13 protein-coding genes and 1 pseudogene are annotated in these 14205 nt (G+C 62.9%); 7 read left to right on the top strand and 7 right to left on the bottom strand.

Annotated elements, in window-relative coordinates:
- Positions 1-219 precede the first annotated feature (219 nt).
- The gene (locus tag F6X40_RS32465; protein ID WP_184064207.1) at positions 220-516 is read right to left on the bottom strand and encodes a hypothetical protein; all 297 of its coding nucleotides are present in this window, start codon (positions 514-516) and stop codon (positions 220-222) included.
- 13 nt (positions 517-529) lie between these two features.
- Entirely contained in the window at positions 530-2257 is a 1728-nt protein-coding gene (locus tag F6X40_RS32470; RefSeq protein WP_187630641.1) for a methyl-accepting chemotaxis protein, read from the bottom strand.
- A gap of 364 nt (positions 2258-2621) precedes the next feature.
- Between F6X40_RS32470 and F6X40_RS32475 the strand changes: the two genes are divergently transcribed.
- Positions 2622-2930: a DUF4148 domain-containing protein gene (locus F6X40_RS32475; protein ID WP_184032175.1), complete on the top strand. Its 309-nt coding sequence runs from the start codon at positions 2622-2624 to the stop codon at positions 2928-2930.
- A gap of 7 nt (positions 2931-2937) precedes the next feature.
- Here F6X40_RS32475 and F6X40_RS32480 read toward each other — a convergent pair whose 3' ends face one another.
- Positions 2938-3126 (bottom strand): hypothetical protein, encoded by a 189-nt coding sequence (locus F6X40_RS32480; protein ID WP_184064213.1) that lies wholly within the window; start codon positions 3124-3126, stop codon positions 2938-2940.
- 254 nt (positions 3127-3380) lie between these two features.
- On the opposite strand from F6X40_RS32480, the gene F6X40_RS32485 reads away from it, so the two are divergent.
- A complete protein-coding gene (locus F6X40_RS32485) occupies positions 3381-4637 on the top strand; it encodes a class I SAM-dependent methyltransferase (RefSeq protein ID WP_262421632.1) in 1257 nt (418 codons plus the stop codon).
- Between the two features lie 56 nt (positions 4638-4693).
- Positions 4694-5059, top strand: coding sequence for a hypothetical protein (locus F6X40_RS43670; protein WP_187630642.1), 366 nt, complete (start codon positions 4694-4696; stop codon positions 5057-5059).
- Positions 5060-5126: 67 nt separating this feature from the next.
- On the opposite strand, the pseudogene F6X40_RS32495 reads toward F6X40_RS43670, so the two are convergent.
- Positions 5127-6214 (bottom strand): annotated as a pseudogene (locus F6X40_RS32495) (MFS transporter); the annotation flags it as partial.
- A gap of 560 nt (positions 6215-6774) precedes the next feature.
- Here F6X40_RS32495 and F6X40_RS32500 point away from each other — a divergent pair.
- Positions 6775-9219: a glucose/quinate/shikimate family membrane-bound PQQ-dependent dehydrogenase gene (locus tag F6X40_RS32500; protein ID WP_187630643.1), complete on the top strand. Its 2445-nt coding sequence runs from the start codon at positions 6775-6777 to the stop codon at positions 9217-9219.
- 75 nt (positions 9220-9294) lie between these two features.
- Here the strand turns inward: F6X40_RS32500 and F6X40_RS32505 are convergent, their stop codons facing one another.
- Entirely contained in the window at positions 9295-9447 is a 153-nt protein-coding gene (locus tag F6X40_RS32505) for a hypothetical protein (protein ID WP_187630644.1), read from the bottom strand.
- Between the two features lie 172 nt (positions 9448-9619).
- Here F6X40_RS32505 and F6X40_RS32510 point away from each other — a divergent pair, with 172 nt between their 5' ends.
- From F6X40_RS32510 to F6X40_RS32520, 3 genes are all read left to right on the top strand, one after another.
- A complete protein-coding gene (locus F6X40_RS32510; protein ID WP_184064224.1) occupies positions 9620-10408 on the top strand; it encodes a DUF72 domain-containing protein in 789 nt (262 codons plus the stop codon).
- Positions 10409-10493: 85 nt separating this feature from the next.
- Positions 10494-10799, top strand: a complete 306-nt coding sequence (locus F6X40_RS32515; RefSeq protein WP_262421633.1) for a spirocyclase AveC family protein — start codon at positions 10494-10496, stop codon at positions 10797-10799.
- Positions 10800-10842: 43 nt separating this feature from the next.
- Entirely contained in the window at positions 10843-11718 is an 876-nt protein-coding gene (locus tag F6X40_RS32520; protein WP_187630645.1) for an enoyl-CoA hydratase-related protein, read from the top strand.
- Positions 11719-11736: 18 nt separating this feature from the next.
- On the opposite strand, the gene F6X40_RS32525 is transcribed toward F6X40_RS32520, so the two are convergent.
- Positions 11737-13317, bottom strand: a complete 1581-nt coding sequence (locus tag F6X40_RS32525; RefSeq protein WP_187630646.1) for an AMP-binding protein — start codon at positions 13315-13317, stop codon at positions 11737-11739.
- Entirely contained in the window at positions 13314-14162 is an 849-nt protein-coding gene (locus tag F6X40_RS32530; RefSeq protein WP_187630647.1) for an alpha/beta fold hydrolase, read from the bottom strand. Before F6X40_RS32530 ends, F6X40_RS32525 begins: the two co-directional genes overlap by 4 nt.
- Positions 14163-14205 lie beyond the last annotated feature (43 nt).

Below are 14205 nucleotides of genomic sequence, written 5' to 3' on the forward strand. Positions count from 1 at the left end.
TCGAGCCGCCTCCCGCAAACGCGGCTGCCATGATGCTCGCACCATTAGTCGAGCTCGCCTTTAGCGATCCATCCTGTTGATTTTCGCGGGCGTGTTTCGCTGTTGATCCTTCCCGGATCAACACTGCGCGACAGCGCAGTTGCTGCCCGCGACCGATTCCAGCAAACTATTGCATCGACCGGTTGAGTCCGCCATTCAAAAGCGGCCGTTCCGGCTCGCTCAAAGGGGCGAGGCCCGGCTTGGGCCGAGTGTGGCGAGGATGACATTGGTGAGTTCGAGCATCGCCGAATGATATTCCGCGGGCAGGGGCACGTCGTCCATCAGTGACATGGTTTCTTCAATGCCCTGCCGGAATGCTCTGGCAATCCCGGCGCGCTGTAACGCCGTCAGGTGGGGCAAGGCGGCATCACGAAACTTGCCCAGCACCATCGCCCGCGCGCCAAGCGCGCTCATTGCCTTCGTGTTGGCGGTCACGAGCTTGGCCATCTGTTCAAGTGCGTCGTTGGTTTGGTTCAATTTTCAGTTCCGCTCAGAATGACTGCCAGTCTGCAGCACCGGTGCCGGCCGCAACCACTGCAGGCCTGTCCGGGGTAACCAGGGGCGCCGTCTCTAGCCTTGTCAACGTGGCGGGACGGGACGTGCGGGCTTTCGGTGCAGGCCGCTGCGGTTCGCTCCTCGCGGCAATCACCCGTGACGGGGAAGTGCCCCGGTTGTCGACCTTGAAGACGGCCACCGCGTCACGCAATCCCTGGGCCTGCTGGGCCAGCGACTGTGCTGCCGCCGAGGCTTGCTCGACCAGCGCCGCATTCTGCTGGGTCACCTCGTCCATCTGGGTGACGGCCGTGTTGACCTGTCCGATGCCGATGCTCTGCTCTTGCGATGCTGCAGCGATCTCGCTCATGATGTCGGTCACGCGCTTCACCGACTGGACAATTTCGCTAATCGTGCTGCCGGCTTCCTCGACCAGCTTCGAGCCGGCGTCAACCCGGGTCACCGACTCGCCAATCAGGTCCTTGATCTCTTTGGCCGCCGTGGCGCTGCGCTGGGCGAGCGTGCGGACCTCGCCCGCCACGACCGCGAAGCCGCGACCCTGTTCACCAGCGCGGGCCGCCTCGACCGCGGCATTGAGCGCGAGGATGTTGGTCTGGAACGCGATGCCTTCAATCACGCTGATGATCTCGGCCACCCTGGCTGAGCTATCGGAGATTCCGTGCATCGTCTCGACCACGCGTCCGATCACTTCCCCGCCGCGTTGCGCGACGCCCGAAGCCGTACTGGCCAGCGTGGTCGCCTGCCTCGCGTTGTCGGCGTTCTGGCGCACAGTCGAGGTCAGTTCCTCCATGGACGAGGCGGTTTCCTCCAGCGACGCGGCCTGCTCTTCGGTCCGTTGCGATAGGTCCAGGTTGCCGGCCGAGATTTCCTGCGCGGCGGTGTCGATCGACCGGGAGCCGTCCCGCACGACACTGATGGTCTGCACCAGCTTGCCTTGCATCGCCTGCAGGCCGCTCATCAGCTGCCCCATCTCGTCGCGCGTGCGGACCTCGACCTGCGTCGTCAGGTCGCCGTCGGCAATCGCCCTGAAATGGCCCAGTGCCTGGGCAAGGGGCGTGCCGATTGCCCGCTGCAGCGACCGCCAGGCCAGTGCCGCCGCACCGAGCGCCATCAGCATACCGGCGAGGGCTACCCAGACGAACGCGTGGAAGCGGGCCCGCGCAGCCTCAAACGTCGCGCGGGCAGCCGTGACCTGGGTCTGGCCAAGTGCGTCCATGCCGTTGGTCACATCGGTGAACAGGGATGGTGGTTGGTGCAAGGTAAGGTCGGAGAGCTTCGCCACATCGTGAGCGGCAATCGCGCTGAACATCGGCTCGAAGCCATCCGCGAGGAGCTTTTCAAGCTTCGAATTCACGTCAGCCGCGCGGCTCGCCTCCTCGGGTCCGGAGAACGGCAGCGCGCGATACGCGTCCCACGCCTGCTTCGACGCGGCGAGCAGATCCCGCGCGTCCTGCGCTTGTTGCGGTACGACGGAACCGGTCGGATCCAGTGCGATGCAGAACGTCCAGATGCGCGCTCTCGCTAATGAAACGCTCGCCCGACCGAGCGCCTCCGAAGAGGCCAGGTTGTTGGAATAAAGCTCTTGCACATCGTTGTTGGCCATCGACACGCCGACGATCCCCATGACGCCGCCGAGGATCAGCAGCACGGCGAGAAAAGCCATTACCAGCGCTAGGCGGGCACGGATACTTAGATTCTTGAACATGGATAAATTAAATGGGAAGCCGATGACGAGGCGTGCGCAAGGCGCAAGACGAAGGAAGCGGGCAGCGCAAGCGCCAACACACGGTTGATAAACAAATCACACATGATGTTTGTATACGGCATTAAGCCGTCAAACTTGATGCCGAACTGCTAACCGCCATTCCGTTCAAGCGTTTTTGTGCGGATAGAAGCCTAGCGACGTTGCAGACGCGGAAACGCTCTGTTGGGTGAAAGGTGATTGTAATGAAATGGTAAGCAGATAAACTGGCTTCAACGACTTAGCACAGGCTTCCGCCCCGGCGGTCGTTGTTTCGCTAACCAGTCTTTTCTTTCTGTTTCTGACGCTCAAAATTGGAGATTTCATCATGGCTAAAGCACTCATCCCCGTTCTCGCGCTCGTGTCGGTCCTCGCTCTGCCCACGGTTGCGTCCGCTCACAACAACGGTCCCCTGACGCGCGAGCAGGTGCGCGCGGAACTCGTCCAGCTGCAGAAAGCGGGCTACGACCGCAACCACAGTGACGCGCACTACCCGGCAAACATCCAGGCAGCGCTGGCGAGCGTGGCGGCCCAGCAGCAGGCGTCCAGTGGCTACGGTGGCGTGAAATCGGGTTCGGCCGCTTCGGGGCGACCGACCCAGTGGGCCTCCGATCATTCGATCTACAAAGGAAGTTGATTGGCGATCAGCCGGGTGGCCGGGCGCTTTCAACCGCCCGGCCCGGTGACACACGGCGAGCGGCATCGTCGCGGCTTGCGGGTTCGCCGATGCGGCCCGTTACCGGCAGGAACAGCGCGAGCGGTTCATCGGTAAGCGGCACGAAGCCGTACTTTTTGTAGAAGCTGGCGGCTTCATCGTTGATGGCGTCGACCAACGCACTGAACGCCGAGGGTGTCAGCGGTGCTAACGACTACATCGAACGCATGCGCCAGAAATTGGGCGAGCAGCACAGGGGACGAATTGCCCGAAGGCGTCATAGATCAGCATGGCAATCGAAGTCTAAGCCGCCTAACACGGCGCTTGAAAAATAAACTGCCTCGACTTAGGAATCGTTTTTCGAGGTCCCTTGGCCGAATGGCGGGTCGCGTCTCATCAAGAGACGTTCGTCATGCGTTTGCAGAGGACCGCTTGCGGCCCAACCCGGAAATTCGGGTTCCGGCCGAGAGTAACGGAGCGCGCCAGCGCCACCAATTCGGGATTCCGCCGAGTGCGAGCAGGCCTGCGGAGTGGCCGCTCGCCCCCGCTCCAACCAGAGGTTCGACACGTAGCCATTATTCGACTAGGCTTATCAGAAGCCCCATGCTGCACAAACGCGTTGAAAACCCGCCAGGAAAGATTCGATTCAAACACCTGATTGCAGGCTATCTCACGATAAGCTACCGACCCATGGACGACATCTCTCCGCAGGCCTTCGTCGATGCCGCGATCGCCTATCAGAAGACTGCCGCGGTGAAAGCCGCCGTCGAGCTCGATCTGTTCACCGCGATAGCGGACGAGCACGGCGACGTTAAGCGTATAGCCGAGCGGGTAAAGGCCGCCGAGCGCGGTGTGCGCATACTCTGCGACTTTCTGACCGTGCACGGGTTTCTGCAGAAGGAAACGGGACAGTACCGATTGACGCCGTCGACCACTGCATTCCTGACGACTTCCTCGCCGGCCTGGATGGGGAGCATCGTGGATTTCCTGGCGGCTCCTGAAATGACGGCACTGTGGCTGGACGACCCCGCCGCGTTCGTTCGCAACGGAGGAGCCGTGGGGCTGGGCAACATCGCGCCCGAGCATCCCGTCTGGGTGAAGTTCGCGCGTGCGATGGCACCGTTCGTGACACAAACCGCACAGAGCATCGCGCAACACGTGAGTGCGCGGCCTCAGGCACCGAAGCGCGTGCTGGACATTGCAGCCGGGCATGGGCTGTTCGGAATCGCGATCGCCGAAGCGATCCCCGGCGCGGAAATCGTGGCGACCGACTGGCAACCGGTTCTCGAGGTCGCGACGGAGAACGCCGCAGCGGCCGGTGTCAGTTCGCGTTACCGCACGGTCGCCGGCAGTGCGTTCGAAGTCGATTGGGGTACGAATTTCGATCTGGCGCTGGTCACGAACTTCCTGCACCACTTCGATCCGCCAACCTGCGTGGAATTACTCTCCAAAGTCCGCAGGAGCCTCAGTCCCGCAGGGCGAGCGCTCGCGGTGGAATTTGTTCCCGACGAGGATCGCGTGTCGCCGCCGTTCGCAGCCGCGTTTTCCTTTATGATGCTTGCGTCCACGCCGCAAGGCGACGCGTACACCGCGCGCGAACTCGAGCAAATGGGCCGCGAAGCCGGCTTTTCCAACGTAACGGTGACGCCGCTGCCACCTTCGCCGCAAGCCCTCGTTGCATTCGAGTAGCGCACACCCCGCGCGCTCCAGGCACCGCATTTCGTCATGGAGACGGCGTTCAGACGATGTCGATGTTGAAGGTTGCGCTGCCGGCCGACCTGACGGTCGACGCCGAGCTGGAGCTCGGCACGGGCGTGGGCGGCTATCTTTCGCCGTCGCGGCCGCCCGACGACGTACGCGTCTTGCTGGCGTACAAAACCTGGTCGATCTTGCTCATCCTGCGGGTCGATGCCGCTCGCAGCCTCGTCGATACCGGAGAGCTCTCACTTGCAGTGATCGCCAGAGAGACCGGATTTGGCGATACCGAAAGAATGCGCAGAGCATTCGTCAGGACTCGGCCACCCCCCTCATTGCTTTACGGGATTTTCAGGAAGGGTTCCGCACCTTGTCCACGGCTCAGTCCCTGCACATGGTTGCGGCGCGATTGGTAGCAAACGTGTACACGGCGATCCGTCAGCGGGCCGCGCATAGTCGTTGCCTGCCTGAAGGCGGTACGTTTCAGCGGACATCGAAGTATGGATGCCGAAAGCAGGCGCGTCCGGCGACGCCAAGCACATCACTTGCGGGCTGGATGGTCGCCACCGCGAGACCCGCTCCTGCGAATGCGCACGCGGCGGACACCAGCGCGACGGCGCGCAGCGCGTCAGTGATGGCGTCGGCTTCCGCCTGCGCCACGGGTGTCTGCGGCGCCGTATGAGCATCGCCGGCTGCCGCCCCGGTTTGCGCGTCCGGCTCCAGCAACCGCCCGGTCTGGCGTGCGCCCTGAGGAACGTGCAGTTCGTCGAGCCGCGCCGACAGTTCCGCGTGGTGTGACCACACGAACACGATGCCGAGCACCGCGATCGCCAGCAGGCTGGCTACGCGTGCAACCGCGTTGTTGATGCCGGATGCGACGCCTGCGCGGTCGGCCGGCACCGACTCCATCACTGTCGTCGTGAGTGGCGCGACCGTGATGGTCATGCCGAGTCCGAGCACGGCAAGCGCAGGGGGAATCCGGCCCACTGGCTACCGCGCACGAAAGGCAGCGCGAGCATCACGAACCCGATTCCGGCGACGCCCGGGGCAGCGCTCAACAGCGCCCGTGAACCGAAGCGGCTCGTCAGGTTGCCGGTGAAGCGCGACAACGAGCCGATGATGACCGGCACTGGCAGCAGCGCCGCGCCCGCTTCGGTTGCGGTGTAGCCATGTGCGCGGATCAGCTTGAACGGCAGGAAGAACAGTACGCCGCCCAGACCGAAGTGGAGCAGCAACGTCACGAGGTTGGCGCTGGTGAAATCGCGCGAGCGGAACACGTCGAGCGGCATCATGGGGTGACGGCTGTTCGCTTCGATCATCACGAATGCGGCCAGCACAAACACGCCGACGCCGATCGCGCACAGTACGAGCGGATGCCCGAAGCCATGCGCCAACGCCCGGGTCAGGCCATCGGTGAGAGCGGCGAGCCCCGCTGCCGCGCTCAGCGCGCCGGGCCAGTCCGACTGTTGAGGCGCATCGAGCTTGTGGCTGTTCGGCACCGACAAAATCGCGAGCGCAATCGTCACCGCTGCAAGCGGGACGTTGAGGAAGAAGATCGCGCGCCACGACAGCGAAGACCGCGCACATCGTCGCTGCGCAAGCGAGCCCGTGCGAGACATCGGGGTCTTCACGCTGGCGTCGGCCGCTTGCGGGCTTGCGCCGAACGCGGGTTCGCTGATCGCCGCCCGCGCGGTGCAGGGCATTGGCGCGGCGCTCTTCGTGCCCAGCAGTCTGGCGATCATCGGCGCCGTATTCGAAGGGTGAAAAAAGCGCCCTCAAAAGATCTCCCGCCTCCTGCCCAGCGGGCGCCAAGGGCTTTTATGCGGGGCTGACAGGCAAGGGGCCGAGATCGCTCGATGCGTCATCATCGCTGTGGCGCAGCATGATTCAATTGACCGTCGCCAACGAAGCGGCATATCTTGAGCATTGCCGACGCTACGCTCTCGACCACCTGGGCCAACAGGTCAGATAGCGAGGTATCGGTTGCATGTCCGCGGCAGGTTCGATCTCATCGCTGCACGCGCGATAACCCGCGAGAAGTCAGGCGCCTGCATCGAACAACAGGACAGACCAGGCCCATCTTTTGCGGTCTGCGCGCGCACGTCGTTCTTGATTAGGGTGGAAGATCATCATGTCGAGACAGCCCGGTTGGTCAGTCGTCATCGGTGCCATCACACTTGTGTTTCTCGCGCTCACTTCGCTTTACCTCGTGATCGGCGGAGCATGGCTGATTGCCGTAGGCGGGTCGTGGTACTACCTGATCACGGGCCTGCTGCTCGCAGTAGTGACGTGGTTGCTTTACCAGCGCAAGCCCGCTGCGCTCGTTCTCTATGCGCTCGTGATGATTGCGACGGCGGTCTGGGCGCTGTGGGAGTCCGGCACGGACTTCTGGGCATTGGCTCCGCGCTCCGGGGTGCTGGTCATTTTCGGCGTGTGGCTACTGCTGCTCGTGAGCTGGCGGATGGAGGGCGCACGCGGGCTCGGCATTGGTTCGCTCGTCGTTGCATTGGCTGTCTGGGCGGGCGTGCTCATCTACGCGAACTTCAACGACCCGCAAACGGTCAACGGGAGCTTCAGTGCGGCATCGGCGGCCCCCGCAGAGACCGGTGATAGCGCCGCCGACTGGCCGGCCTACGCGCGCACCCAGGCCGGTACCCGCTATTCCCCGCTGACTCAAATCACGCCTGCAAACGTCAAGGACTTACAGGTCGCGTGGACCTTCCGGACCGGGGATAGCAAAGGCCCCAACGACCCCGTCGAGATTACGGACGAAGTCACGCCGATCAAGATCGGCGAGACCTTGTTTCTATGCTCGCCGCATCAGATCCTATGGGCGTTGGATGCGCGGACCGGCAAGTTGAAATGGAAATTCGATCCGCAGCTGAAGGCCGATCCGTCGTTCCAGCACGTGACCTGCCGTGGTGTGTCTTACGTCGATCTTTCCGCGGCCGGTCCCGCGCCGACGGCTGATCAGCCCTCGGGCGCATCGGCCGCTGCGCCGGATCAGCAGGCAGCATCGGCCGCGGCGCCCGCCGCGACTGCCGCGACCGCCGGGGCCTGCATGCGCCGCATCTATCTGCCCGTCAACGATGGCCACCTGTATGCGCTCGACGCGGAGACAGGGGCGCTGTGCAAAACCTTTGCCAACGGCGGCGATCTCGATCTCCAGCACAACCAGCCGGTGACGACCCCCGGCATGTATGAGCCGACCTCGCCGTCGGTCATCACGAACGACGTGATCGTCGTCGCGGGCGCGGTCGAGGACAACTATTCGACGCGCGAGCCGTCGGGCGTGATCCGCGGCTTCGATGTGCGTTCCGGCGAACTGCTGTGGGTGTTCGACCCGGGCGCGAAGGACCCGAATCAGAATCCTCCCGCCGGCGGTCACTACACGCTCACGTCCCCGAACTCGTGGGCGCCCGCTGCATACGATCCCAAGCTGGACATCGTCTATCTGCCGATGGGCGTGACCACGCCGGACATCTGGGGCGGCAACCGGACGGCGGAGCAGGAGCGTTTCGCGAGCGGCCTGCTCGCGCTGCACGCGTCGACGGGCAAGCTCGCGTGGTTCTATCAGACGGTCCACCACGACCTGTGGGACATGGACCTGCCATCGCAGCCCACGCTCGCGGACATTACCGACGTCAAGGGCAATACCGTGCCTGTCGTGTATGCGCCGGCCAAAACCGGCAACCTGTTCGTGCTCGACCGGCGCACGGGCGTGCCGGTGGTGCCGGCTCCGGAGCGTCCGGTGCCGCAGGGTGCGGCGCCCGGCGACCATGTTTCGCCTACCCAGCCGTTCTCCGGACTGACATTCCGGCCATCGAAGGATCTCACCGATGCCGACATGTGGGGCGCCACGATGTACGACCAGCTGGTATGCCGGATCATGTTCCACAAGCTGCGCTATGAAGGCACCTTCACACCTCCGTCGGTGCAGGGGACGCTGGTCTTTCCCGGCAATCTCGGCATGTTCGAGTGGGGCGGCATGGCGGTCGATACGGATCGCCAGATTGCGGTCGCCAATCCGATTGCGCTGCCGTTCGTTTCGCGGCTGATTCCGCGTGGCCCGGGCAATCCGATTCAGCCGGTACCGGGCGCGAAAGGTTCGGGGACGGAGACCGGAATTCAGCCGCAATACGGCGTTCCGTTCGGCGTGACACTGAATGCGTTCATGTCACCGTTGGGTCTTCCTTGCAAGCAACCTGCCTGGGGCTTCATTTCGGCGATCGATCTGAAGACCAACCAGATCGTATGGAAGAAGCGGATCGGAACGGTGCGGGACAGCTCACCGATTCCGTTGCCGTTCAAGATGGGGATGCCGATGCTCGGCGGCCCGATCGTCACGGCGGGCGGCGTGGCGTTCATCGGCGCGACGGCCGACAACTACATTCGCGGCTTCGACGTGAACAACGGCAGGCAGCTCTGGCAGGCGCGTCTGCCCGCCGGCGGGCAGGCAACGCCGATGAGCTATTCGGTCAACGGACGTCAGTTCGTGGTGATTGCGGCAGGCGGTCACGGCTCATTCGGTACGAAGCTCGGCGACTACGTGATTGCCTATGCGTTGCCGCAATAGCAAAGCGGTGAAGCAGGGTGGACGTGCGTGGACAGGACTGCCACGTCCACGCACGGCAATGCGGTCATCTGTTTGTCACTGACTTGCGGCGGACGGCGAACTGCTCGCCGCCGAATCCGCGTTGGCTGTTCCACCCGCCTTATCGGCGGGCTTGCAGCCCACGCACATCGCGGCGATAGCGATCGTGATCGCGCTCGCGAGAAGCCGGCGGTAGAGGATTGGTTTCATGACATCTCCTGGTTGGGTGGCATCCGATCAATACTTGCGACGCAATCGGACAGCACTCGTCGGGCTATCCTGCAGAGCTACGCATCTCCTGTTCCCGCTACCTTGAATTCACGTCAGTGCGAGAATCTGTCGGTCACTCCGCGTACTGAGAAACCCAATATGGACTCCGACCTTGCCGGATAAAACCCCCCCGAATCATGCGACGCCTCGCGAGAACCGTTGCACGGCATCGCCGATACGAATCGGTTGTGCAGGATGGGGACTGTCGGCCAAGGTAGCGGCGCGGTTTCCTGCGCACGGAAGCCATCTCGAGCGGTATGCCCGGATCTTTTCTGCGGTTGAAATCAATTCGTCGTTCTATCGTTCGCACCAGCCGAAGACGTATGCTCGGTGGGCTGCAAGCGTGCCCGATGCATTCCGGTTCTCTGTCAAGGTTCCACGGAGGATTTCGCACGAGCTCAGGTTGCGCGACGCGGATGCCACCGTTAAAGAATTCGTGCGTGAGGTCACGCCGTTGGGTGAAAAACTGGGGTGCCTGTTGCTTCAGTTACCGCCCCGCCTGGCGTTGGATACGGTCCCGGCGCGAGATTTTTTTTCGCTGCTGCGCGGCCTCACGGCAGCGCATATCGTCTGCGAACCGCGCCACGCAACGTGGTTTACCGAGGAGGGCGCGCAAACGCTGAAAAATGCGGGGATCGCTTGCGTGCGCGCGCATCCGTCGCCGATCGCCGGCGTCGAACCGGTGGGTGATCCGGGTACGCTGTACATCCGTTTGCATGGCTCGCCGGAGATCTATTATTCGGCATACGACGAGCCGTTCATCGAAGCGGTGGCTGCGCGGATTTTGGACGCTCGAAACTCCAACTCCGAGGTCTGGTGTATTTTCGACAATACCGCGCGCGGTGAGGCGGTACCTAACGCTCTGACACTGATGGAAAAATTAGAGAAGACCCCTTGCTGAGATAAGCCTTTCGAAGAGATCGTGACAAGCGCGTGTCTTTGCGCACGAATAGCAATCTGTATCGGTAGCAGTCGACCCAGCGTGTATGCGTGGGCAGGGCTCGGTGCGCTTTTCGCTTTTGCACAAATCCGCACCTACGCTGTTTCCATCTGTTTTCGTGGCCTCGGCCTTCCTTCTGCTGAACGTCGACGAAGACGGATATACGGCCATCGAGCGAGGTGTCGATCGTGTCGGTTGCCGTCCAGCGGTGCGCACGGCGCTTCGGGTGCTGGCTTTCATCGCGTTTTGCAACATACTGAATCTAGCCTACACGACCGCGATGGGTGTGCACGCGGTGTATGCCGATCCGTGGCCGGCGGATATGCCGAGTTGGCTTGCTAACAACCGTTAGGCGCACAGTGCCCGCCATCGTCAAACGCCACAGCGGATAACCGATGACGCATTGCAAGCCGCATCGCTTCGCCGACGTCGAGTATCGCGTAGAAGACGAAATCGCTATCGTCACGATGAGCCATCCGCCAGTCAACGGATTAGGTCTGGGAATCCGTCGCGGACTCGTTGCTGCGTTTGAAGCGGCCCGGTGCGACGCGCGGGTTCGCGCGATCGTACTCAATGGCAGTGGACGCGGCTTTTCCGCGGGAGGTGATATTCGCGAGTTCGGCACTTCCGCTGCCACAGCTTGGCCAGCATTGTCGCTGCACGCTCATCCGGTGATCGAGGCGAGCGACAAGCCGGTTGTAGCCGCTATCCACGGGTTTGCCATTGGCGGTGGTCTGGAAACCGCGTTGGTGTGCCACTACCGTGTGGTCGCGGACAACGCGCAGATCGGTCTGCCCGAATGCAAGCTCGGCGTGATCCCTTTGTCCGGCACGCAGCGCTTGCCGCGTGTGCTGGGCTTCGCGAAGTCGATCGAATTCATTCTTGGTGCTCAAATCGTGCGCGCGGGAACCTTCCGGGGCAGCGCGTTATTTGACCGGATCGTCGATGGCGATGGGCATGAAATGTCGCGCCTTGCGATCGAGCTTGCGCGTGAGAAGATAGGCGGTACATCGTTGCCATTGATTCGCCGGTTGCCATTGCCTGATGGCGATCCGGTTTCCATTGTCGCTAAAGCGCGCTCACGCCTCAGCTGTAGCGATGCAATAGAAAGCCAGTGTCTGGATGCCATCGCCGCCGCAGCCGAGTCGCCCGATTTCGATGCCGGCATGGCCGCAGCGCGTGCGATCTACGATCGGCTCGTTTCGTCCGATCAGGTGTCAATGCAACGAGATCGGTTTTTCAAGTCGCACCGGGACGGCTCCGCTCGATAAGCACCAGATGATTTGCTACTACGCGGAAAGTTGCTTGCGCAGATCGCCTTTTCGCACCTTTCCCGAAGGCGTGCGCGGCAGCTCTGCAACGATGCAAAGTTGCTCGGGCGTCTTTTGCTTCGCCACGCCCGCGCCGGCAAAGTGGGTCTGGACTGCGATCAGGTCGAGCGACATGCGTTCGTGCAAGACGACGACCGCACAGACTCTTTCGCCATATCGTGCGTCTGGCTGCGCCACGACGGCGACATCGCGCACGGCCGGGTGAGTGGCAAGTACTCGCTCTACTTCGAGCGACGATATATTTTCTCCTCCGCGAATCACGATGTCCTTCTTTCGGTCCGTGATGGTCAGGCAGCCGTTTGCGTCGAGACGGCCGATATCGCCGGTCCGGAACCATCCGTCGTGAGTGAACGCGGCCGCATTGAGCGCCGGGTCGGTGTAGCCGACAAACAGCTCCGGTCCTTTGATCAGAATCTCGCCGTCGCGTCCGGCAGGCAGGTCGCTGTCCAACTCGTCGACAACGCGCACCTGCGAGCCGGGTTGAATGCGACCGTCCGTGCAGGCCCGGATATCAAAAGGCGAATCGGCCCAGCCGACACTCACTGTCGAATGCTCGGTCAGCCCGTACGCGCGGGTTCCCGCGAAGCCGGCCCGATCGGCCATGGCGACGTGCTCCGGCGTGACACCCGTGCCGCCCAGACCGTAAGAAGCGAGGGACGCCAGGCTGCGCCCGTCGCGGCGGGCGGCTTCGAGGAGCCCCTGGAGATGAAACGGTGTGCCGCCCGAGAGGCGCACGCGATACTCATCGACCAGGCGCGCGGCAAGCGAGGCGTCCCATCGGTCCATGAACACCATCTCGGTGCCTGTAATGAATGGACGCAACAGGAAATTGAAGCCTGCAATATGGCCAGCAGGGAAGGGCGTGAGGTACGGCCCAGGCCCGTCGATGAACGGAATCTGCCACTCTGCGCCGACTGTGCGATGAGAGTGCTGCACGCCTTTGGGCGAAGCTGTCGTTCCTGACGTGTACAGCAGCAGGCAGATGTCTTCCGACGTTGGCGGGTCAGCAGGGCGTTGTTCATGCGTTGTCGCGGCGAGTCGTTGCAGCGCGCCAAACGTGATGCCGTTCGAGGGCGCCCGACCGCCAACGACGATCACGCGCTCGAGGTCGGGCGTGTCGCCGAGCGCGGCGACACGCTCCAGGTAGTCGGTTCGGGACCAGAAATCGGGCACGCACAGAACGCGGGCGCGGGATTGCCGAAGGATGAAGGCGACTTCGGCGGGACCGTAGATGTGTACGATCGGCACGAGTACCGCACCGATCTCCAGTGCAGCCAGATACAGAAGCGCAGTCTCGCGCTGTGTGGGAAGCTGTATCGCGATCACATCGCCTCGACGCAGACCGAGGGCTGTGAGTGCCTTGCCAATCTCTTTCGCGTCGTGCAGCAGGGACTCGGTGGTGCAAGTGTAGGCGCCGGCCTGGGTATGAAAATGGAGTGGCGTCGCGCCGTGCTTTTCGACGGCGCGCGCAATCAGGGCCGCAAGAGGCAAACCGCTCGACCACGGCGCAGTTTTCGATTCGCCCGGATTGGAATTCATGCTAGCAAGGCTCGCAAGAGGCTCACCAGCGCGAGTGGCTGGTCAAGCATCATGTGATGGCCTGCGCGTGGCATCGTGATGGGACCCTTCGCGCCGGGAATCGAAGCTACGATGCGGCGCGCGCGATCGGCGCTGACCACGCTGCTGCACTCGGCGTGCACGTAGCTGACGGGAACCGCGATGCGGGTCAGCAGGTCTTCTTCGCCTTCGACCGGCTGGAGATTCCGCAACTTCGGGTCGAAGCGCCATACCCAGCCGTCGGCGGTTTGACGAAGTGATGTCCGCGCGAGATGCTCGAGCAGCCACGGCTCGCAATCTTGTTCCGGGATGAGTCGAAAGCGACTGAGTGCAGTATGCCAGTCCGGATAGGGGCGGGGCGGCGGGCGTCGTTCCACTGCAGGCAAGGTTTCGCCGCGTAGCATGAAATACGAATCGAGCACGACTGCATGCGAGAGACGATCGGGAAAGGTCGCGCACGCCTGGAGCAGACGCGATCCGCCGAAACTGTGGCCCACCGCGACGCACGGTCCAGAGCCGATTGCATCCACGACAGCGACGAGGTCGCGCACGAAAACGTCGGCGCTGTATTCCTGCCTGTAGGCGCTGTCGCCCATGCCGCGGAAATCCAGAGCAAAGACGCGAAAGCGATCGGTGAAGAAGGGCGCAATGAAGTCCCACCAGTGCGTGTGCCCGAGAAAACCGTGTGCGAAGACAAGTGGCGGCTTACCGGTGTCTGCGGCGTTCCACGAGACATAATGGACAGTCACCCCGCCGCCTTCGGTGAAGTGAGATCGACGCGGCTGGGCCATGGCGTGGTCGAACCATGAGGGGACACGATCGTTCATTGCGGATTTTCCGTTACCTGAGGCTCGCACACGCGGTCCATCG

The organism is Paraburkholderia sp. UCT31 (genome assembly GCF_014397655.1).
Taxonomy (GTDB): domain Bacteria; phylum Pseudomonadota; class Gammaproteobacteria; order Burkholderiales; family Burkholderiaceae; genus Paraburkholderia; species Paraburkholderia tuberum.

Bases quoted from the DNA above. Each gene is read 5' to 3' on its own strand.
- F6X40_RS32470 (WP_187630641.1), bottom strand. From the start codon at position 2,257: ATGTTCAAGAATCTAAGTATCCGTGCCCGCCTAGCGCTGGTAATGGCT.
- F6X40_RS32475 (WP_184032175.1), top strand. From the start codon at position 2,622: ATGGCTAAAGCACTCATCCCCGTTCTCGCGCTCGTGTCGGTCCTCGCT.
- F6X40_RS43670 (WP_187630642.1), top strand. From the start codon at position 4,694: ATGTCGATGTTGAAGGTTGCGCTGCCGGCCGACCTGACGGTCGACGCC.
- F6X40_RS32500 (WP_187630643.1), top strand. From the start codon at position 6,775: ATGTCGAGACAGCCCGGTTGGTCAGTCGTCATCGGTGCCATCACACTT.
- F6X40_RS32505 (WP_187630644.1), bottom strand. From the start codon at position 9,447: ATGAAACCAATCCTCTACCGCCGGCTTCTCGCGAGCGCGATCACGATC.
- F6X40_RS32515 (WP_262421633.1), top strand. From the start codon at position 10,494: ATGCGTGGGCAGGGCTCGGTGCGCTTTTCGCTTTTGCACAAATCCGCA.
- F6X40_RS32520 (WP_187630645.1), top strand. From the start codon at position 10,843: ATGACGCATTGCAAGCCGCATCGCTTCGCCGACGTCGAGTATCGCGTA.
- F6X40_RS32525 (WP_187630646.1), bottom strand. From the start codon at position 13,317: ATGAATTCCAATCCGGGCGAATCGAAAACTGCGCCGTGGTCGAGCGGT.
- F6X40_RS32530 (WP_187630647.1), bottom strand. From the start codon at position 14,162: ATGAACGATCGTGTCCCCTCATGGTTCGACCACGCCATGGCCCAGCCG.